The organism is Nocardioides perillae (genome assembly GCF_013409425.1).
Lineage (GTDB): Bacteria > Actinomycetota > Actinomycetes > Propionibacteriales > Nocardioidaceae > Nocardioides > Nocardioides perillae.
Map to the genome: position 1 here is coordinate 2,093,584 of NZ_JACCAC010000001.1, position 19,683 is coordinate 2,113,266.

19 protein-coding genes are annotated in these 19,683 nt (G+C 75.6%); 14 read left to right on the forward strand and 5 right to left on the reverse strand.

Translation table 11 applies throughout. From position 1 onward, the window contains the following. Positions 1-127: 127 nt before the first annotated feature. Together BJ989_RS09700 and BJ989_RS09705 are read right to left on the reverse strand one after the other, a co-directional pair. Positions 128-1,528: a sensor histidine kinase gene (locus BJ989_RS09700; protein WP_343049498.1), complete on the reverse strand. Its 1,401-nt coding sequence runs from the start codon at positions 1,526-1,528 to the stop codon at positions 128-130. Between the two features lie 38 nt (positions 1,529-1,566). Next, complete coding sequence (locus BJ989_RS09705; RefSeq protein ID WP_179518030.1) at positions 1,567-2,286, reverse strand: response regulator; 720 nt, start codon at positions 2,284-2,286, stop codon at positions 1,567-1,569. A gap of 79 nt (positions 2,287-2,365) precedes the next feature. On the opposite strand from BJ989_RS09705, the gene BJ989_RS09710 reads away from it, so the two are divergent. The 8 genes from BJ989_RS09710 to BJ989_RS09745 all read left to right on the forward strand — a co-directional run bounded on the left by BJ989_RS09710 (position 2,366) and on the right by BJ989_RS09745 (position 11,809). After that, on the forward strand, positions 2,366-2,815 hold the full coding sequence (locus BJ989_RS09710) for a hypothetical protein (RefSeq protein WP_179518031.1): 450 nt from the start codon (positions 2,366-2,368) through the stop codon (positions 2,813-2,815). A gap of 29 nt (positions 2,816-2,844) precedes the next feature. Next, a complete protein-coding gene (locus BJ989_RS09715; protein ID WP_179518032.1) occupies positions 2,845-4,182 on the forward strand; it encodes a glutamine synthetase family protein in 1,338 nt (445 codons plus the stop codon). Next, positions 4,182-4,925 carry a type 1 glutamine amidotransferase gene (locus tag BJ989_RS09720; RefSeq protein ID WP_179518033.1) on the forward strand — a complete coding sequence of 248 codons (744 nt, stop codon included), beginning with the start codon at positions 4,182-4,184 and terminating at the stop codon, positions 4,923-4,925. The genes BJ989_RS09715 and BJ989_RS09720 overlap by 1 nt, the downstream gene beginning before the upstream one ends. 12 nt (positions 4,926-4,937) lie before the next feature. Continuing rightward, the gene (locus BJ989_RS09725) at positions 4,938-7,964 is read left to right on the forward strand and encodes a bifunctional [glutamine synthetase] adenylyltransferase/[glutamine synthetase]-adenylyl-L-tyrosine phosphorylase (protein ID WP_343049230.1); all 3,027 of its coding nucleotides are present in this window, start codon (positions 4,938-4,940) and stop codon (positions 7,962-7,964) included. Positions 7,965-8,010: 46 nt separating this feature from the next. Next, positions 8,011-8,484 (forward strand): TIGR03618 family F420-dependent PPOX class oxidoreductase, encoded by a 474-nt coding sequence (locus BJ989_RS09730; protein ID WP_179518034.1) that lies wholly within the window; start codon positions 8,011-8,013, stop codon positions 8,482-8,484. Positions 8,485-8,558: 74 nt separating this feature from the next. Further along, on the forward strand, positions 8,559-9,365 hold the full coding sequence (locus tag BJ989_RS09735; RefSeq protein WP_218848790.1) for an isocitrate lyase/phosphoenolpyruvate mutase family protein: 807 nt from the start codon (positions 8,559-8,561) through the stop codon (positions 9,363-9,365). A 43-nt stretch (positions 9,366-9,408) separates the two neighbouring features. Then, positions 9,409-10,197, forward strand: coding sequence for a hypothetical protein (locus BJ989_RS09740; protein ID WP_179518035.1), 789 nt, complete (start codon positions 9,409-9,411; stop codon positions 10,195-10,197). Between the two features lie 133 nt (positions 10,198-10,330). Then, positions 10,331-11,809, forward strand: coding sequence for a PepSY domain-containing protein (locus BJ989_RS09745; RefSeq protein WP_179518036.1), 1,479 nt, complete (start codon positions 10,331-10,333; stop codon positions 11,807-11,809). Here the strand turns inward: BJ989_RS09745 and BJ989_RS09750 are convergent. Continuing rightward, entirely contained in the window at positions 11,796-13,055 is a 1,260-nt protein-coding gene (locus BJ989_RS09750) for an acyltransferase family protein (protein ID WP_179518037.1), read from the reverse strand. The genes BJ989_RS09745 and BJ989_RS09750 overlap by 14 nt on opposite strands. 137 nt (positions 13,056-13,192) lie before the next feature. Between BJ989_RS09750 and BJ989_RS09755 the strand changes: the two genes are divergently transcribed. Further along, complete coding sequence (locus tag BJ989_RS09755; RefSeq protein WP_179518038.1) at positions 13,193-13,768, forward strand: sugar O-acetyltransferase; 576 nt, start codon at positions 13,193-13,195, stop codon at positions 13,766-13,768. Here BJ989_RS09755 and BJ989_RS09760 read toward each other — a convergent pair. After that, positions 13,765-14,436, reverse strand: a complete 672-nt coding sequence (locus BJ989_RS09760) for a DUF305 domain-containing protein (RefSeq protein ID WP_343049231.1) — start codon at positions 14,434-14,436, stop codon at positions 13,765-13,767. The two genes, BJ989_RS09755 and BJ989_RS09760, sit on opposite strands and share 4 nt — an antisense overlap. Positions 14,437-14,566: 130 nt before the next feature. On the opposite strand from BJ989_RS09760, the gene BJ989_RS09765 reads away from it, so the two are divergent. Genes BJ989_RS09765 through BJ989_RS09785 form a run of 5 tightly spaced genes read left to right on the forward strand, consistent with a single transcriptional unit; the run spans position 14,567 to position 18,541 of the window. Then, positions 14,567-15,247, forward strand: coding sequence for a DUF4396 domain-containing protein (locus tag BJ989_RS09765; protein ID WP_343049232.1), 681 nt, complete (start codon positions 14,567-14,569; stop codon positions 15,245-15,247). Between the two features lie 23 nt (positions 15,248-15,270). Next, the gene (ctlX, locus tag BJ989_RS09770) at positions 15,271-16,323 is read left to right on the forward strand and encodes a citrulline utilization hydrolase CtlX (RefSeq protein WP_179518040.1); all 1,053 of its coding nucleotides are present in this window, start codon (positions 15,271-15,273) and stop codon (positions 16,321-16,323) included. Between the two features lie 9 nt (positions 16,324-16,332). Beyond that, positions 16,333-17,571, forward strand: coding sequence for an NADH:flavin oxidoreductase/NADH oxidase family protein (locus BJ989_RS09775; RefSeq protein ID WP_179518041.1), 1,239 nt, complete (start codon positions 16,333-16,335; stop codon positions 17,569-17,571). 22 nt (positions 17,572-17,593) lie between these two features. After that, positions 17,594-17,959, forward strand: coding sequence for a DUF1330 domain-containing protein (locus tag BJ989_RS09780; protein ID WP_179518042.1), 366 nt, complete (start codon positions 17,594-17,596; stop codon positions 17,957-17,959). Between the two features lie 39 nt (positions 17,960-17,998). Beyond that, positions 17,999-18,541 (forward strand): DUF421 domain-containing protein, encoded by a 543-nt coding sequence (locus BJ989_RS09785; RefSeq protein ID WP_179518043.1) that lies wholly within the window; start codon positions 17,999-18,001, stop codon positions 18,539-18,541. On the opposite strand, the gene BJ989_RS09790 is transcribed toward BJ989_RS09785, so the two are convergent. Continuing rightward, complete coding sequence (locus BJ989_RS09790; RefSeq protein ID WP_179518044.1) at positions 18,479-19,498, reverse strand: hypothetical protein; 1,020 nt, start codon at positions 19,496-19,498, stop codon at positions 18,479-18,481. The genes BJ989_RS09785 and BJ989_RS09790 overlap by 63 nt on opposite strands. Positions 19,499-19,683: the final 185 nt, after the last annotated feature.

Genomic DNA, 19,683 nt, shown 5'->3' on the forward strand with positions numbered 1-19,683 from the left:
CGAGCAGCAAGAGGCGCGCCTCCGGCCTCCGGACCACCTCAACGTCGACAGTCCGCAGCCCAGCGCGGGAAGACGGGCTCGTCGTGCCGCCCGGAGCACGACCGGCGCCCCCGGGCTCTGGTCCTCCTCACGCCGGGCCGAAGACCACCTCCACGCGCAGGCCGCCGAGGGGGGACGGCCCGAGACGCAAGGTGCCACCGGACTCCTCGGCCGTGCGCCGGGCGATGGCCAGGCCCAGCCCGGTCGACCCGCCGGGCGAGGCACCCCGCTCGAGCACCGCCGGGCCGTCCGCGACGCCGGCCAGACCGGCCCCGCCGTCGTCGACGACCAGCCGCAGGCCACGCCCCGAGCCGTCGCGTCCCCCGCGCTCGACCCCGCCGTCGACGCCGACGACGACCCCCACCCCAGCACCGACTTCGCCACCGCGCCCGTCACCGACCCCGGCACCCACCGCGCCACGAACGGGAGCGTCACCCTCGCCCGCGATCGTGACCTCGACAGGCGCGCCCTCCGGCGTGTGGGTGAAGACGTTGTCGAGGAGCACGTCGAGCACGGCCTCGAGGTCGGCGGCGTCGGCGCGCACCGACACCTCGCGCAGGGGCGTGGGCAGCCGCAACGCCCACGGGCGCCCCTGGTCCTCGGCGAGCGGCTCCCAGAAGCGTGCCCGGGCCGCGAGGACGGCGACGCCGTCGGCCCGGGCGACGAGGCCCTCGCGCTCGGAGCGCCGGGCTTCGCGGACGAGCTGGTCCACGGTGCGGTCGAGGTGGTCGAGGTCCTCGGCCAACCGGGCGCGCTCGCCCGGGTCGGCGAGGGTCTCGACGCGCAGTCTGAGGGCGGTGACGGGGGTGCGGAGCCGGTGGGCCAGGTCGGCGACGCCGGCCCGCTCCCGGGTGAGGAGCACCTCCACCCGCTCGACGAGCAGGTCGAGCGCGGCCGCGACCTCGCGGACCTCGGGCGGCCCCTCGCGCGGTGCCGGCGGCGGGTGGCGGTCGGTGCCGAGCCGCGCGGCGTACGACGCCAGGCCGCGCAGCGGCGTCGTGAAGGAGCGCCCCAGCCGGTCGGCGAGGAGCACCGACCCTGCGAGGAGGAGCAGCGCCAGGACCCCCAGGACGACGAGCGCCTCGAGCACGCCGGAGCCGAGACCGGGCTCGCGCACGTCGACGCGGATCACCGGGGTGTCGGCCGGGAGCGCGCTGGACCCGCCGAGGGAGACCGGCACCAGGATGCGCGCGCCGTCGTCGGTCTGGTCCACCCGCGCCTGGCCGGTCAGGCGGGCGTCGACGATCCCGGGGTCCTCCCCGGGGACGGGGCCGACGTCGCGCCCGTCGGGGTAGAGCACGGTCGTCTGGGTCTCGCGCGAGGTGTTGATGCGCTCGAGGTAGGTCGACACCGCGCCCAGGTCGTCGCCCGCTCCCGACACGACCGTCTCGGTGGCCTGCACCTCGAGCGCGGCCCGCGAGAGCCGGTCCTCGAGCGCGAACGAGCGCACCAGCACCGCCATCGGCACGAGCAGCGCGAGCAGCAGCATCGCGGCCACCGCCGCCACCGTGAGGGAGAGCGACCGCCTCACCCGGGTGCCTCGGGCGCCTCGGGTCGCACAGGTGCCTCCGGGGCCTCGAGGCGCACGCCGACCCCGCGCACGCTGTGCAGGTAGCGCGGCGCGGCGGCCGACTCGCCGAGCTTGCGACGCAGCCAGGACAGGTGCACGTCGACCGTCTTGTCCGAACCACCCCACGGCTGGTGCCACACCTCGGTGAGCAGCTCGCGCTTGGTGACGACGGTGCCCGCGCGCTCGGCGAGGTGGCGCAGCAGGTCGAACTCGCGGGGGCTCAGCTCCACGTGCTCGCCGGCGAGCGTCACCCGCCGGGCGGCCGGGTCGACGACGAGGTCGCCGACGACGACGTCGGCCCGTGGCGCGGCGCCCGAGCCGCTGCGCCGCAGCACCGCCCGGATGCGGGCCTCGAGCTGGGCGGTGCTGAACGGCTTGACCACGTAGTCGTCGGCACCCGCGTCGAGGGCCGCCACCAGGCTGGGGTCGTCGTCGCGGGCCGAGGCGATGATCACCGGCACCTGGCTGACGGCCCGGATCATCGCCAGCACCTGCGTGCCGTCGACGTCGGGCAGCCCCAGGTCGAGCACGACCAGGTCGGGGCGCTCCTCCACTGCCTGCTGCAGCCCGGCCATGCCGGTGGGGGCGGACGACACGGCGTACCCACGCTCGCCGAGGGCGCGCACGACCAGGGGACGGATCCGGTCGTCGTCCTCCACCACCAGCACCTGGGCCACGCCGCGACGCTAGCGGCTTAGCGCAGCCTTAGGGCGGCGTTGCCCGGCGCTTGGCGCGGGACCCCCCAAGATGGGCGTCGTGGCCTCTCGACGCACCCTGACCCGGTACGCCGCCGCGTGGCTCGTCGCGACGAGTGCTGCGGTGGCCACCGGCGTGCTGGCGGTGGGCCTGGTCGGCGGACAGCTCCGCGACCGCGGGCCGCTGGGCAACGAGGTGGCCCGCCAGGCCGAGCTCGCCGAGGGCTCGGCGGTGCCGCGCGCCGACGCCGAGGTGGTGACCGAGCGCTTCGCGTGGGACTTCGGGAGCGTCGAGGCCGTCTGCCAGGGGGCCGTCGCCTCGATCAGCGACGTGGCGCCGGCGCGCGCGGCCGGGTGGCGCACGGTGAGCTACGAGCCGGGCCCCGACGACGACGTCGACGTCGTCTTCAGCAGCGGTGCCCGCTCGGTCGACCTCGAGCTCTTCTGCAACCGCGGTCGGCCCACCGTCGCCGAGCTCGAGCGCAACACCCTGCCGGACGGCGACGACTGAGCAGGGCCGCGACGCCCTAGGGTGGCGCCATGGGCAAGCAAGAGGACTTCGTGCTCCGCGCGCTCGAGGAGCGCGACGTCCGCTTCGTGCGGCTGTGGTTCACCGACGTGCTGGGCTTCTTGAAGTCGGTCGCGGTGGCGCCCGCGGAGCTGGAGGGCGCCTTCGACGAGGGCATCGGCTTCGACGGCTCGGCCATCGAGGGCTTCGCCCGCGTCTTCGAGGCCGACATGCTCGCCAAGCCCGACCCGTCGACGTTCCAGATCCTGCCGTGGCGGAGCGAAGGCCCGTCGACCGCGCGGATGTTCTGCGACATCGTGATGCCCGACGGCAGCCCGTCCTACGCCGACCCGCGCTTCGTGCTCAAGCGCACCCTCAGCGTCGCCGCCGACCGCGGGTTCACCTTCTACACGCACCCCGAGATCGAGTTCTACCTCTTCAAGGACACCCCGAGCGCGGGGGAGGAGCCGGTGCCGGTCGACCGCAGCGGCTACTTCGACCACACCGCGCAGTCCATGGGTGCCGACTTCCGGCGCGAGGCGATCACGATGCTCGAGCAGATGGGCATCTCGGTGGAGTTCAGCCACCACGAGGGCGGCCCGGGACAGCAGGAGATCGACCTGCGCTACGCCGACGCGCTGAGCACCGCCGACAACATCATGACCTTCCGCACCGTCATCCGCGAGGTCGCGCTCAACCAGGGCATCTGGGCCTCCTTCATGCCCAAGCCGTTCACCACCCACCCCGGGTCGGGCATGCACACCCACGTCTCGCTCTTCGAGGGCGACACCAACGCCTTCTACGAGGCCGGCGCGGAGTACCAACTCTCCCGCACCGGTCGGTCCTTCATCGCCGGGGTGCTGAAGCACGCCGCCGAGATCACCTGCGTCACCAACCAGTGGGTCAACTCCTACAAGCGCCTGATCGGCGGCGGCGAGGCCCCGTCGTACGTCTGCTGGGGCCACAACAACCGCTCCGCGATGGTGCGGGTGCCGATGTACAAGCCCAACAAGGGCCAGTCGACGCGCGTCGAGCTGCGCACGATCGACGCGGCCTGCAACCCCTACCTCGCCTTCGCGGTCATCCTGGCCGCGGGGCTGAAGGGCATCGACGAGGGCTACGAGCTGCCGCGCGAGGCCGAGGACGACGTGTGGAGCCTCTCCGAGCGCGAGCGCACGGCGCTGGGCATCGAGCCGCTGCCGAAGAACCTCAACGACGCGATCGGCGTCGCGGAGCGCTCCGAGCTGCTCGCCGAGACGTTGGGCGAGCACGTCTACGACTTCTTCCTGCGCAACAAGCGTGCGGAGTGGGAGGAGTACCGCGGGCAGGTCTCGGCCTTCGAGCGCGACCGGATGCTGCCGGTCATCTGATGGGCGCGCCCACCGGCCCCCGCGTGTGCGTGGTCGAGCACGAGGCGCAGTGCCCGCCGGCCCTGCTCGGCGAGTGGCTCACCGCGGCAGGCGCCGACCTCGACGTACGCCGCCCGTGGGCCGGCGACCCCCTCCCGGTGGACCTCGCCGACCACGACGCCCTCGTGGTGCTCGGCGGCTCGATGGGCGCCGGGGACGAGGCCACCCACCCCTGGCTCGCCGAGGCGAAGGCGCTGCTGCGCACCGCCGCCGAGACCGGGACCCCCGCCCTCGGCGTCTGCCTGGGCCACCAGCTCGCCGCCGACGCGCTGGGCGGCACGGTCGAGCGCAACCCGCGCGGTCAGCAGGCGGGGGTGCTCGAGGTCGGGTGGTCGCCCGGGGCCGACGACGACCCGCTGCTCGGCCGGCTCGTCGGCTCCGCGCGCCGCGGCGTGCAGTGGAACAACGACGTGGTGACCGCCCTCCCGCCCGGCGCGGTCGCCCTGGCCCGCACGCCGGCCGGGGAGCTGCAGGCCGCCCGGCTCGCGCCGACCGTGTGGGGCGTGCAGCTGCACCCCGAGGCCGACCGCGCCGTCGTCGCGAGCTGGGCCGCGGGCGACCGCGACGACCACCTCGAGCGCGGGATCGACCAGGACGCCGTCCTCGCCGAGCTCGACGCTGCGCGGGCCGAGCTCGACGCGGCGTGGCGCCCGCTGGCCGCGTCGCTGGTCGCCCTCGCCGCCGGCCACCCGGCCACCCGGTGACGGGGTGACCCGGTGACCACCGCGCCGCGGCACAGCAGGCGAGGGCTGCTGCTGCGCGCCGGCCTGCAGGACGCCGACGCCGCGCTGGAGCACCTCGCGTCCCTCGCGGACGGGGAGACCGCACTCGCCGACCCCGACGCCGTCGACGGCCTCGTGGCGCAGCTCGGGCGTGCGGGCGACCCCGACCAGGCCCTGGCCGCCCTGGCCCGCACCGCCTCCCGCCTCGAGACGACCCACGGCGACGGTGAGCGGCGCGCCCTCCTCGACGCGGTGGTCGACGACGACGCGACCGCTCGACGCCTGCTGGGCGTCCTCGGGGCCAGCGACGCGCTGGCCGACCACCTCGCCCGCCACCCCGGACAGTGGCGTGAGCTCACCGACCCCCTCCTCGGCACGACCCGCCCCCCGGCGTACGCCGTGCGGGCCGGCCTGCTCGCGGCCGTCGGCGCCGACCCCGACGACGCACTGCCGACCGCGACGCGCCCCGACCCGGTGGCGGTCGACGCGCTGCGGGTGGAGTACCGCCGGGTCCTGCTGCGCCTCGCCGCGCGCGACCTCGCCCACGACGTGGGCGTCGACGACGTCGCGGCGGAGCTCTCCGACCTCGCTGCCGGCACCCTCGACGCGGCGCTGGCCGTGGCCCGGGCCCGGGTGGGGGAGCAGGCGGCGACGGCCCGGCTCGCGGTCGTCGCCATGGGCAAGTGCGGTGGCCACGAGCTCAACTACGTCTCCGACGTCGACGTCATCTTCGTCGCGGAGCCCGCCGAGGGTGCCGACGAGCAGGTCGCCCTCAAGGCCGCCACCCGGCTCGCCTCGGCCCTGATGCAGGTGTGCGGCGACCACACCGCCGAGGGCACGATCTGGCCGGTCGACGCCGGCCTGCGGCCCGAGGGGCGCAGCGGTCCGCTGGTGCGCACGCTCGCCAGCCACGAGGGCTACTACGAGCGCTGGGCCAAGACGTGGGAATTCCAGGCCCTCCTCAAGGCCCGCGCGGTGGCCGGCGACCTCGCGCTGGGGGAGGCCTTCACCGCGATGGTGGCCCCCCGGGTCTGGCGGGTCGCCGAGACCGAGCACTTCGTCGAGGACGTGCAGGCCATGCGCCGCCGCGTCGTCGAGCACATCCCGGCGCACGAGGCCGACCGGCAGCTCAAGCTGGGGTCGGGCGGGCTGCGCGACGTGGAGTTCGCCGTGCAGCTGCTGCAGCTGGTGCACGGACGCGTCGACGAGCGGCTGCGGCTGCCCACGACGCTGAGCGCGCTCGCAGCCCTCACCGCGGGGGGCTACGTCGGGCGCGAGGACGGGGAGGCGCTCCACCACGCCTACGCCTTCCTGCGCACGCTCGAGCACCGCATCCAGCTGCACCGCCTGCAGCGCACCCACGTGGTCCCCTCCGACGAGGACGCGCTGCGGCGCCTGGGCCGCTCCTTCGGCTTCACCCGCGCGCCGGCCGAGGAGCTGGAGGAGGCGTGGCGCCACCACCGCCGCGAGGTGCGCCGGCTGCACGAGAAGCTCTTCTACCGCCCCCTGCTCACCGCGGTCGCCCAGCTCCCCGACGACGTCGCTCGGCTCTCGGTCGAGGCCGCCCGCAGCCGCCTCGCGGCCCTCGGCTTCGTCGACCCCGCCGCCGCCCTGCGCCACCTCGAGGCGATGACCAGCGGCGTGCGCCGCAGCGCGCAGATCCAGCGCGCCCTGCTGCCGGTGATGCTCGCCTGGTTCTCCGACGCCCCCGACCCCGACGCCGGGCTCTTCGGCTTCCGGCGCATCAGCGAGTCCCTCGGCGGCAGCCACTGGTACCTCCGCGCCCTGCGCGACGAGGGTCAGGTGGCCGAGCACCTCGCCAAGGTGCTGGCGAGCTCGCGCTACGCCACCGCGCTGCTCGAGCGCGAGCCGGAGGGCGTGCGGCTGCTGGGCGGCGACCTCGGGCCCCGCTCGTCGGAGGCCCTCACCACCGAGATGCTCGCCGCGGCCCGCCGGCAGGGCGACGCCACGGCGGCCGTGCGCAGCGTGCGGGCCGTGCGGCGCCGCGAGCTCTTCCGCATCGCCGCCGGGGAGCTCGTCGGACAGGTCGACGTGGAGCAGGTGGGCGCAGCGCTGTCCCGGCTCACCGACGCCACGCTCGAGGCGACGCTCGACGTCGTGCGCCGCTCGGTGGCCGAGCAGCGCGGCCTCGACGGGGCCCCCACGCGCCTCGCCGTGGTGGCGATGGGCCGCTACGGCGGCTTCGAGCTGTCCTACGCCAGCGACGCCGACGTGCTCTTCGTGCACGACCCGCTGCCCGGGGCCGACCCGGGTGCGGCGGCGTCCTTCGCGCAGGCCTGCGCGCTGGAGCTGCGGCGCCTCCTCGCTGCCCCCGCCAGCGACCCGGCGCTCGAGGTCGACGCCGACCTGCGGCCCGAGGGCAAGCAGGGCCCGCTCGTGCGCACGCTCTCGTCCTACGCGGCGTACTACGCCAAGTGGTCCCACGTCTGGGAGGCGCAGGCGCTGCTGCGCGCCGACGCCGCGGTCGGCGACCCCGACCTGCGGTCGGCCTTCACCGCCCTGGTGGACCCGCTGCGCTACCCCGCCGAGGGCCTCGCCGCCGCCGACGTCGTCGAGGTGCGGCGCATCAAGGCACGCGTCGACACCGAGCGGCTGCCGCGGGGCGCCGACCCGCAGACGCACCTCAAGCTCGGGCGCGGCGGCCTGGCCGACATCGAGTGGACCGTCCAGCTGCTCCAGATGCGCCACGCCGGCCGGCACGAGGGCCTGCGCACGCCGCGCACCCTCGAGGCGCTGCGCGCGGCCGTCGAGGCCGACCTGCTGCCCCCGGGCGACGCCGACGAGCTGGCCGCCGCCTGGTGCCTGGTCAGCCGGGTGCGCAACGCGGTCACGCTCGTCACCGGCAAGCCGGGCGACAGCCTGCCGCGGGACCTGCGCGAGCGCGCCGCGGTGGCGCTCGTCCTCGGCTACGGCCCCGGGCGCTCCGACGAGATGGTCAACGACTACCTGCGGACCACCCGCCGGGCCCACGCCGTCGTCGACCGGGTCTTCTGGGGCTGAGCGCCAGGCGGGACCGCCACAGCCAGGCCCCTGCCATGCTGGCGCGGTGCCCCGGATCGCCACCGCCGAGCGTCTCGACCGCGACGCCGTCCTCGACTTCGCCCGCACCCGCCACCACCTCGTGCTGGTGACCCGCCGCCGCGACGGCAGCCCGCAGGTCTCGCCGGTCACGGGCGGCGTCGACGCCGCCGGCCGCGTGGTGGTCGCCACCTACCCCGACCGCGCCAAGGCGGTGAACCTGCGCCGCGACCCGCGCGCGTCGGTGCTGGTGCTCTCCGACGACTGGGACGACGCCTGGGTTCAGCTCGACGGCACGGCCGAGGTGCTCGACATGCCCTCGCCCGAGGCCGAGGACGGGCTCGTCGAGTACTTCCGCTGCATCAGCGGGGAGCACCCCGACTGGGAGGACTACCGCGCGGCCATGCGCCGCCAGGCCAAGTCGCTGCTGCGCATCACCGTCGAGCGGTGGGGGCCGGTCGCGACCGGCGGCTTCCCGCCCGACCGGCTCCCGCCCGCCTGACCGCACCCGCACCCGCACCCACACCCGCGCCCACCGCACCACCCGCACCCACCCGACGCTCCGGAAGGACCCCCGTGCCCGACACCCTCGCCTCCAACCCCGAGCCCGCCGAGACCCGCAGCCGCGCGAGCGAGCTGATGGCCCTGCACCGCGCCGAGAAGCTCCTCACCGTGGTCAACGTCTGGGACGTCATCAGCGCCCGCGTGGTCGCCGACGTGCCCGGCACCGCGGCGCTCGCGACCGCCAGCCACTCCATCGCCTCGTCCTACGGCTACGACGACGGCGAGCAGATCCCCGTCGACCTCATGCTCGAGGCGGTCAGCCGGATCGTGCGGGCCACCGGTCTGCCGGTCACCGCCGACCTCGAGGCCGGCTACGGCGACCCGGGCGAGACCGTGCGCCGCGCCATCGGCCTCGGCGTCGTGGGCTGCAACCTCGAGGACCAGCTCAAGCCGCTGCCCGAGGCCGTGCGCGCGGTCGAGCAGGTGGTCAAGGTGGCCGAGGAGGAGGGGGTCGACTTCGTGCTCAACGCCCGCACCGACGCCTTCGCCCGCGGCCGCGAGCGCGACCCGGAGGTCAACCTCGCCGACGCGATCGAGCGGGGCAGGGCCTTCCTCGACGCCGGCGCCCCCGTGGTCTTCGTGCCCGGCAAGCTCACCGACGAGCAGGTGCAGGCGCTCGTCGACGCCTTCGGCCCGCAGCGGCTCACGCTCATCGCGATCCCCGGCACGCCGCCGCTCGCCCGGCTCGAGGAGCTCGGCGTGGCGCGCGTCTCCTTCGGCCCGCTGTCGCAGAACGTCGCGCTCACCGCCCTGCAGGAGCTGGTCGAGGGCGTGCAGCGCGGTGAGGGCGTGCCGTCCTCCATGCGCGTCCTGAACTGACCGAGGGCCCGGCCCGCCCGAGGGGTCGTGGAAGACTCCTCGGGTGGGACTGGGGGCGGGGCTGCGCTGGGGTCGCGGGGCACTGCTCGCCGCGGTGGCCGTGGGCGCGGGCGTCCTCGGCCACGCCGGCGCCGACGGGCTGCTGCCCGGAGCGCCCACCCTCCTGCTCCTGTACGCCGCCGCGACGGCCGCCTGCACGGCGCTGCTGCGCCACCCCGCCTCGCGCCGCCGGGTGGTCGCGCTCCTCCTCGGCGGCCAGGGCCTCGTGCACCTGGCCCTCACCGCGACCGCGGGGCACGGCGCCCCCGCGGGCGGTGCTCCGCCCGCGCTGCCAGCGGCGGTCCCGGCCGCACCCGCCCTGCCGGACCCGCTGCTGGGCGCCGCGTCCGAGGGCGGGCGGCGCGTCGGGTCGCTGCAGGACCACTACGCCGCGCTGGACCCGCTGACCGGCGCAGGAACCGACGCAGGGACCGGCGAAGGGACCGGCGCGGCCGCCGCCGACCTGCTCGCCGCACTGGCACAGCCGCTCGGGCACGCCGTGGGGCACGTAGCCCACCACGCGCCGATGGCGCTGGCCCACCTCGTCGCGGCGGTGGCGGTCGGGCTGTGGCTGGCGAGCGGGGAGCAGGCGCTGGCCACCCTCGTCGCGCTGGCCCGCGCCGTGCTCGGCGCGCCCGCGCTCGCTGCCGGCCTCGCCGCCGCCCTGGCGGCCGCTGCGCCGCCCACGCGCACGCGCGGGTCCCGACCTCGACCCACGTTGACCCGGCCCCGCACGCTCGTCCTCGCGCGCGGCGTACCTCGTCGCGGACCTCCGGTGCTCCTCGCCGGCTGACGCGTCTCGCCACCACCGCCTCTGCGGGGGACGGCCGGGCGCGCCGCTGTGCTGCCGCCCCGTCCGCGCACCGCGCCCGCCCGAGGGTCGCGGTGCACCCCGCGCGCCTGCGCGCCACCGCGAGGAGACCTCCGTGACCACGCTCGACCGACCCCGCACCCGACCCCGCACCCGACCCCGCACCCGACCCCGCACCCGACCCCGCTCCCGACCCCGCACCCGACCCGGCTGCCGCTCCGGCACCGCGGGGCTGTTCCGCGCCTTCTGGCGCTGGCACGCCTACGCCGGCGTGCTCGTCGTGCCCGTCCTCGTCGTGCTGTCCGCGACCGGGCTCGTCTACCTCTTCCGCTTCCAGCTCGAGCCGCTGCTCCACGCCGACACCATGCGGGTCGAGCAGCCCGCGGGGGTGGACTTCGCGCAGGACCTGACCTCCCAGCTGGCCGCGGCCGACCGCGCCCACCCCGAGCTCACCCCGGTCTCCCTCGCGGAGCCGCGCGAGGCGGGCCTGGCGACCGTGGTGTCGACCGTGACCGCCGACGGGGCGACGCGGGACGTGTTCGTCGACCCGTGGACGCTCGAGGTCACCGGTGTGCTCGACCCCGACCGCACCGTGTCCGGCTACGCCGTCCGCCTGCACGGTGAGCTCATGGCCGGCAGGCTGGGCGACGCGGTCGTCGAGCTCGTCGCCTGCTGGGCGATCGTCGTCGCGCTCACCGGCTACTTCCTGCTCGTGAAGGGGCGCGCGGCGCGACGCCGGCGCCGGCCGGCGCGGGCTGCCGGGGCGCGGCTGCGCTCGATGCACGGACGCGTCGGGGCGGTCGTCGGCCTCGGCCTGCTCTTCCTGCTGGTGTCCGGGCTGCCGTGGACTGGCTTCTGGGGCGAGCGGGTGCAGGCGGTCGCGACCGACCGCGGGTCCTCGCTCTGGTCGACCGACCCCGGCGCCGCCTCCGACCCGGCCTCCTCCCTGGACGAGTCGCTGCCCCACAGCCACGCGGCCGACCTGCCGTGGGCGCTGCAGGAGAGCGAGGTGCCCACCTCCGACCCCGGCGCGGCCCACTCCGGGAGCGTCGCCGACGTCGACACCGCGGTCGCGGTCGCCGACGCCGAGGGCCTGCGGCACCCGATGACCGTCGCGCTGCCGACCGGGGAGGGCGGGGTCTACTCGGTGATCGGCTACGCCTTCGACGCACCCTCCGACGAGCGGACCGTGCACGTCGACCGCTACGGCGGCCACGTCGTGTCGACCTACGGCTTCGACGACTACCCGGCCCTGGCCCAGGTCGTCGCGCACGGCATCGGCCTGCACGAGGGGCGCTCGCTGGGGCTGTGGTCCTTCTGGGGCGCGGCCGCGATGTGCGTCGCGATCCTCGTCGCCTGCGTGACCGGACCGGTCATGTGGTGGCGCCGCCGGCCGCGAGGTGCCGGCACCCTGGGCGCCCCGCGCGGGCGGATGCCGCTGCGCCGCTCACCGCTGCTGCTCGTCGCGGTCGTCGCCCTCGCGGTGCTGCTGCCGCTCTTCGGGCTGTCGCTGGTCGTGGTGCTCGCCCTCGACCAGCTGGTGCTGCGCCGGGTGCCGGCCCTGGCAGGCTTCTTCGACGTCAGCGACCGCTGAGACGCGGGCCGCGCTGAGCACGCTCGCGCAGAGCGGCCGGGAGGTCGAACATCCACCCCGCCCCGAGCCGCAGCAGGGCCCGGTGGGTGAGCAGCGACGCGGCGACCAGCCCCGCGACCAGCAGCAGCGGGTAGCCGGCCCACGCCAGCGCCACGAGCAGCTCGGCGCCGCCGTCCCGCGCGGCCCCGCCGCCGGGGACCACGGCCGGCACCCCGCCGGAGAGGTACGGGGTGCGGGGCTCGGCACCCGACGGCAGGGCCGCGCCGCCGCGCAGGGCCGTGAGCACGGCGTCGCCGTGGTCGGGGTTCGCGTAGACGGCGTCGACCAGCCACTGGTGCAGCACGCCGAGGAGCGGCATGTGCAGCACGTAGACGGGCAGGGTGCGGCGCCCGAGCGCCGCGACCGGCCCGGCGGCCCGGCCGCCGGCCCAGCCGCGGTCGCTGACCGCCATCGCGAGCTGCACGCCGAGCACGACCGCGACGGGCGCGAGCGCCAGGGAGAAGACGCTCTTCGGCGCTCCCAGCGCCAGGCAGGCGGCCGCGGTGGCGGCGTACGCCGTGAGGAGGGCAGCGACGCCCGGCAGGCGCAGCCGCGGGAGACCGGCGAGCAGCCGCGGGAAGCAGGCGCCGGCCAGGAAGAAGACGAAGCAGTGCACGACGCTGTAGCGGTTGACGCCCTCGATCGGCAGCCACGACGCGAGGAGGGAGACCACCGCGGCTCCGGCCACCGCGGCGCCGGGGGTGACGTGGGCCAGCAGGAGCTTCGCGACGACGAAGTAGACGGCCAGCGCGTAGAGGTACCAGACGCCGGTCGCGGCCAGCAGCAGGTGCGTCAGCCCCTCGAGCACGCCCGGCACCCGGTGGGTCTCGATGGCGGTCGCGACGGTCGCGAAGACCACGACGTGGACCGCCAGCCACACCAGGTAGGTCCAGTAGGGCGTGAGCACGCGGCGCACGGCGACCAGCGGCCACGGCCGGCGCAGCGCCCCCGCGGCGAACATGCCGGACACGGCGAAGAACAACGGCATCCGCACCGGCTTGAGCGCCGTGTCGACGGCGACCCACGCCTGGACCACCGCCGCACCTGCCGCGGTGTCGGGCACCACGAGCGGGAGGTGCTTGCCGACCACGTGGTGCAGGACGACCAGCAGGATGCACAGGCCCTTCGCGACGTCGGCCCACGCCACCCGCCGCGCCGGCTCCGCGGTGGCGTCGGTCGTCACGCGGGCGGACGGTGCGGGGGTCATGACCGGATCGTCGGGCACGGGGCCCGGCGCCGCCACGCCCCGGGCCCGCCCGTGACCTGATCGTGACGCCGTGCCGGAGGCGACCGTCGTGCTCGGGCCTCGGCATCGCGCAGCACCGGATGGCGCAGGATGGCCGGATGAGCGAGAAGACCATGCACGAGCGGATGCTCGCGGGGGAGCCCTACATCGCCGACGACCCGCAGATCGCCGCAGACTCGAGGCGCGCGATGTCGTTGACCCACCGCATCAACCACGCCGACCCGACCGACGCCGGTCTGCTCCGCGAGCTCTTCACCGAGCTCCTCGGCGGCTTCGGCGAGGGCACCGAGATCCGGCCGCCGTTCCGCTGCGACTACGGCTACCGGACGTCGGTGGGCGCGCGGACCTTCGTCAACTTCGGGCTCGTCGTGCTCGACGTCGCAGAGGTGAGGATCGGCGACCACGTGCAGATCGGGCCCGGCGTGCAGCTGCTCACCGCGACGCACCCGCTCGAGCCCGGGCCGCGGCGCGACGGGTGGGAGTCCGCGGAGCCGATCACGATCGAGGACGGCGTGTGGCTCGGCGGCGGGGTCGTGGTCTGCCCGGGCGTCACGATCGGAGCCGACACCGTCGTCGGTGCCGGCTCCGTCGTGACGCGCGACCTGCCGGCGGGCGTGGTCGCGGTCGGGTCACCCGCGCGGGTCGTGCGGGAGCTCCCTCGCGAGGACGGCTAGCCGAGCAGCGCCCGCATCTGCTCGATCTCCGCCGTCTGCGAGGCCTCGACCGCCTCGGCCAGCTCGACGGCCGGGGCGTAGCGCCCCTCCTGCTGCTGCGTGCGGGCCATCTCGACCGCACCCTCGTGGTGCTCGACCATCATCTCGAGCCAGAGCTCCTGGAAGGCGGAGTCGGGCGCGGCCGCCAGGGCGGCCATCTCGTCGCCGGACATCATCCCGGGCATGTCCATGCCCTCCATGCCTTCCATGCCTTCCATGTGCTCTGCGTCGGTGTGGTCACCGCCGTGCCCGGCACTGGCGTGGTCGCGCACCGTGGCCGGGACCTCCTCGCCCCACGCGAGCAGCCAGCCGGCCATCTGCTCGATCTCCGGCGCCTGCGCCGCCCGGATCTGCTCGGCGAGCGCGGCGACCTCCGGGTCGAGCGGACGGCCGGCCGTGAGGTCGACCATCACGAGGGCCTGGGCGTGGTGCTGGACCATGTCCTGGGCGAAGGCGACGTCGGCCGCACCGTGCTCGGTCTGCGAGACCTCGGCCGACGCGTCGGAGGCCGGCTCGTCGCCGCCGCAGGCGGTGAGGGCGAGGCCCGCGCCGAGCGCCAGGGCGGCGAGGGCGGTGCGCCGGACGGTGCGGCGGGGGTGGGTGGTCACGGGGGTACGGGTCGTGGTCACGGGTGTCCTCATCCGATCGGTGGGGGGGCGAGCGGGTCTCCGGGATGCGCGAGCAGCACCGGTCGACTCTTGATCGGAAGATACCTCAGGGGGGTATATGTTTGCCTAGGTCCGACGAGAGGAGCCCACCGTGACCCACCATGCAGAGCACGCCCACCACGCAGGCGAGGCGCACCACGAGCACCCCGCCAGCCGCGGCATGGCCGTGAGCGCCACCCTGCACTGCCTCACCGGCTGCGCCATCGGCGAGATCACCGGGCTCGTCCTCGGCACCGCACTGGGCCTGAGCACCGGGTGGACGATCGTCCTCGCGGTCTCGCTCGCGTTCCTCTTCGGCTACACGCTCTCGACGCTGCCGTTGGTGCGGGCGGGCCTCGGCTTCGGCGCCGCCCTCAGCGTCGTGCTGGCAGCCGACACCCTCTCCATCGCCACCATGGAGGTCGTCGACAACGCGGTGATGGCCCTGCTCCCCGGGGCGATGGAGGCGGGCCTGGTCAACGTCGCCTTCTGGGCCGGGATGATGGTGGCGCTCACGGCGGCGTTCTTCGCGGCGTACCCCGTCAACCGGTGGTTGCTGGCCCGTGGCAAGGGCCACGCGCTCACCCACGCCTACCACGGAGCGGCGGCGGAGGTGACCGGCGCGCGACGCTTCGTGCCCGCCCTCTCGACGCCGACGCTGGTGGCGGCCGTCACCGCGTTCCTGCTCGGCGGGCTGCTCGTCTCGGCTGCCGCGGAGCTCGACGGCGACGGCGCCGGAGGCGGCACCCACGGCGGGGGCGGGCACGCGAGCGCGCCGGTTTCCGTCGGGTGAGCGGGAGGTCCTAGCATCCGCCCGTGAGTGCACAGGCCCCCTCCGCCGTCATCCTGGTCCGCGCGAAGCGCTTCGTCCCGAACCCGGCGACGGCCGCCGACAACGCCTTCCAGCGCGAGGTGCCCGCGGGGGAGTCGCCCGAGACGGTCGCGGCGCGAGCGCTGGGGGAGATGGACGCCCTCGCGCAGGCGCTGCGCGACGTGGGCGTGCGGGTGCACGTCTTCGAGGACGAGGACCACACCCGCCCCGACAGCGTCTTCCCCAACAACTGGCTCTCCACGCACGCGGGCGGCATGGTCGCGGTCTACCCGATGTACGCCTCGAACCGGCGCCACGAGCGCCGCGCCGACGTGCTGGAGATGCTCAAGTCGCAGTACCGCGTGCAGACGATCGTCGACTACTCCGGGCTCGAGCCCGACGGCATCTTCCTCGAGGGCACCGGCGCGATGGTGCTCGACCACGTCTCGCGCGTGGCCTACACCGCGCGCAGCCACCGTGCCGACACCCACGTGCTCGAGCGCTTCTGCACCGACTTCGGCTACGAGCCGATGGCCTTCGAGGCGGTCGACGCGCAAGGCGTGCCGGTCTACCACACCAACGTCATCGCCTGCATCGGCACCGACGTCGCGCTGATCGCGCTCGACATGATCCCCGACCTGCAGCGCCGGGAGGCCGTGCGCGAGCGGCTCAGCGTCAACGGCCGCCGGGTCGTGGAGCTCAGCGAGGCGCAGATCCGCGAGTTCGCGGGCAACGCCGTCGAGCTCTGCGGGCGCACGCCGGAGGGACGCCGCCGCTACGTCATGGCGATGTCCGCGCGTGCCCGTCGCAGCCTGCTCCCCGACCAGGTGGCGGCGATCGAGGAGTCCTGCGAGATCGTGGCTGTCGACATCCCGACGATCGAGCTGGCGGGCGGGTCAGTGCGCTGCATGATCGCCGGCATCCACCTCGACCGTCGCCCGGTCGACACCGAGCCGGAGCTGACCGAGGCCGTCCGGGCCATCAACGAGGACCACCCGGTCACCGCCGACGGCCGCTACGTGGACGCCGACGGCCGCACACCGGAGCCTGCGCTCTAGCCTGCGGGCATGACCGCCCTCGACGAGCCGCTCACCCTGCCCTGCGGGCAGGTCCTCCCCAACCGGCTGGTGAAGTCGGCGCTCAGCGAGGCGCTCGGCACCGCCGACCACGCGCCCGACGCGCGCCTCGAGCGGCTCTACCGCCGCTGGAGCAGCGGCGGCTACGGCCTGGTCGTGACCGGCAACGTCATGGTCGACCGCACCCAGCTCGGCGAGCCGGGCAACGTCGTGGTCGAGGACGACCGCCACCTGCCGGCCCTCGCCCGGTGGGCCAGCGCGGCGAAGGCGGGCGGCACCCCGGTGTGGGTGCAGGTCAACCACCCCGGCCGCCAGGCCAACCTCCTCGCGCTGCGCACGCGCCCGGTGGCGCCGAGCGCGGTGGCGGTGGGGCTGCCGGGCGCGACGACGCCGCGGGCGCTGACCTCCGCGGAGGTCGAGGAGCTCGTGGAGCGCTTCGCGACGACCGCCGAGGTGTGCGAGCGGGCGGGCTTCGACGGCGTCCAGGTGCACGCGGCCCACGGCTACCTGGTGGCGCAGTTCCTCTCGCCGCTGTCCAACCTGCGCGACGACGAGTGGGGCGGTGACCCCGAGCGGCGCATGCGCTTCCTGCTCGAGGTGGTGCGCGCCGTGCGTCGTCGGGTCTCGCCCGGCTTCGCCGTGGGCGTGAAGCTGAACTCGGCCGACTTCCAGCGCGGCGGCTTCAGCGAGGAGGAGTCGGCCGGCGTCGTCGAGGCGCTCTCGCGCGAGGGCCTCGACCTGCTGGAGGTCAGCGGCGGCAGCTACGAGTCGCCGGCGATGATGGGCACCGCGGCCGCGTCGACGCGGGCGCGTGAGGCCTACTTCCTCGAGTACGCCGCCACCGTGCGCGAGCGCGCCGGCGGCGTGCCGCTGGCGGTCACCGGGGGCTTCCGCAGCCGGGAGGCCATGGCTGGCGCGGTCGCGGCGGGGGAGTGCGACGTCGTCGGGCTCGGCCGACCCACCGTCACGACCCCCGACGCCGCCGCGCAGGTGCTGGACGGGCGCACCGACCGGCTGGTGGCGCACCGCCTCGCCTCGGGCCTGCCGGGCGTCGCGCGCCGCGTGGTCGACGTTAAGGCGCTCGACGGCGCGATGGACCTCAGCTGGCACACCGACCAGCTCCACCGCCTCGGCGCGGGCCTCGAGCCCGACCTCGACCGCGGCCGCCTCGCCACCGCCGTCGCGATGCTGCGCCGCAACGGCCGGGGTGCCCTGCGCAAGCGCGGCTGAGGCCGTCCGGCAGGATGCCGCCATGGCCATCGACCCCCGCGGCAAGGACCTGAAGGCGTTCCTCGAGGCAGACCCCGAGGCACCCGTCGTGATGCTCAACCTCCTGCGCTTCGCCGACGGCGGCCGCGCACAGTACGACGACTACCTGCGCCACTTCCGCGGCCACGCGGAGTCGCGCGGCGCCGAGGTCCTCTACTTCGGCACCGGCGACACCCCGCTCGTCGCGGAGGCCGGCCAGGAGTGGGACGCCGTGCTGCTGGTGCGCTACCCCACGCGCCGCAGCTTCAGCGAGATGGTGGCCGACCCGGCCTACCAGGAGGGTGCGGCCTTGCGCAGCGGGGCGCTCGTCGAGGCCGTGCTGCAGCCGACGGTGCCCGCCGCCCTCTGACCCCCGGGTGCGCCCGTCGGGGTCGGGTACCGCCCCGGCATGTGGTGGACATCGTGGGACGCCGTCGTGCGGATCGTGCTGGTCGGAGCCGCGGGGTACGCCGCGCTGGTGCTGCTCCTGCGCGTCTCCGGCAAGCGGACCCTGGCCAAGCTGAACGCCTTCGACTTCGTCGTCACGGTCGCGCTGGGCTCGACCCTCGCCACCCTGCTGCTGGACCAGAAGACGTCGTGGACCGACGGCGTCGTCGCGCTCGCCCTCCTCGTGCTGCTGCAGCTGCTCGTCGCGCTGCTGACCACCTGGTGGGAGGCCACCCGGGGCGTCGTCACGGCGCAGCCGACGCTGCTCCTGGCCGACGGCTCGGTGCGTCGAGACGTGCTGCGTCGCAACCGGATCAGCGAGTCCGAGCTGCGGCAGGCCGTGCGGTCGAGCGGGCAGGGCGACCTCGGCTCGCTCGCGGCCGTCGTGCTCGAGACCGACGGCACGATGAGCGTGGTGCCGCTCTCCGCTGCCGGTGACCGGTCAGCCCTGGCCGACCTCGACCAGGCCACCCTCGCGCACCTGCGAGCGGTCACCGACCGCTGACCGGCGCGGCCGCAGGTCCGCGCGCGGCAGCCACCGCACGGCCTCCGCGGTCACGGGGGACGAGCCGTAGACGAGCAGCGCCAGGAACACGCCGTACACGGGGAGGTGGCCGACCATCTCGGTCTGGCCGAAGATCAGCAGCGTGGCGTTGAAGGGGACCATCGCGACCAGCACCGCGACCTGCGGCAGCGCGCAGGAGAGCACGAGCAGGCCGAAGAGCAGCTCGGTGGCGCCGGCCACGGCGACGAAGGTCGCGGGAGCGACGTCGAGGCCCACGAGGGCGAAGACGTCGAGGGCGGGGTAGCGCTCGAGGGTGTCGATCGCCATGGCCGGGTTCGTGAGCTTCTCCGAGAACGCCAGCACGATCAGCGCCGCGCCGACCCCGAGCCGCAGCAGCAGGAGCGCGAGGCGCAGCTGCGCCGGCGTCGCCCGCACCGCACCGTGGGCGTCGGCCGAGGGCGGCAGCACGAGCAGGAACGCTGCGACGGCCGCGAGGTTCGCGCACTCGCCGAGCGCCACCGGTCCCGCGACCACGGCCAGCGCGGGGCCGAGGGCGAGCACGAGCCCGGCGGCGGGTCGCAGCCGGACCCCGGTGACCAGCCAGACGCCGAGGGCGGCCTCCAGCAGCAGCAGGGAGGCGCCCACGACCCCGTCGAGGTGGTCAATGGACGGAGTGAGGAAGGCGCCGGTGGCGGCCAGGGCGAGGAGCGCGACGCCGAGGTGGATGCCGAGCAGGCGGGGGACCCACGGGACGAGCTGCTCCAGCGGCTGCAGCACGCGCAGCTCGGGGCCGCGCACGCGCAGCGCGACGAAGCGCCACGCCACGGTCACGACGACCACCGCGGCGGTCAGCGCCAGCGGCAGGGGCGAGAAGAAGAACGACCAGTCACCCGCCGGTCGCGACTCCACGAACCAGCGCTCGTGCGTCGGGAGGAGGACAGGGGCGAGCAGGGGCATCGGTGCACCGATCTGGGGAGCGGAGGGCGGTCACCCCCACCCTCGGCGATCGCCGCGCGCTGCTGAACCCGCGAAGGTCCCGACCCCGCAGGGCTCAGGTCCCCCGCCGTCCGGGACCTGCGGTGCCACGTTTCGCGAGGTCGGGCGGGTCGGCCACGACGGCGACAGGGGAAGGTCCCGGCAGC

Bases quoted from the DNA above. Each gene is read 5' to 3' on its own strand.
- BJ989_RS09700 (WP_343049498.1), bottom strand. From the start codon at position 1,528: ATGCTGCTGCTCGCGCTGCTCGTGCCGATGGCGGTGCTGGTGCGCTCG.
- BJ989_RS09715 (WP_179518032.1), top strand. From the start codon at position 2,845: ATGGGCAAGCAAGAGGACTTCGTGCTCCGCGCGCTCGAGGAGCGCGAC.
- BJ989_RS09720 (WP_179518033.1), top strand. From the start codon at position 4,182: ATGGGCGCGCCCACCGGCCCCCGCGTGTGCGTGGTCGAGCACGAGGCG.
- BJ989_RS09750 (WP_179518037.1), bottom strand. From the start codon at position 13,055: ATGACCCCCGCACCGTCCGCCCGCGTGACGACCGACGCCACCGCGGAG.
- BJ989_RS09755 (WP_179518038.1), top strand. From the start codon at position 13,193: ATGAGCGAGAAGACCATGCACGAGCGGATGCTCGCGGGGGAGCCCTAC.
- BJ989_RS09775 (WP_179518041.1), top strand. From the start codon at position 16,333: ATGACCGCCCTCGACGAGCCGCTCACCCTGCCCTGCGGGCAGGTCCTC.
- BJ989_RS09780 (WP_179518042.1), top strand. From the start codon at position 17,594: ATGGCCATCGACCCCCGCGGCAAGGACCTGAAGGCGTTCCTCGAGGCA.
- BJ989_RS09785 (WP_179518043.1), top strand. From the start codon at position 17,999: ATGTGGTGGACATCGTGGGACGCCGTCGTGCGGATCGTGCTGGTCGGA.
- BJ989_RS09790 (WP_179518044.1), bottom strand. From the start codon at position 19,498: ATGCCCCTGCTCGCCCCTGTCCTCCTCCCGACGCACGAGCGCTGGTTC.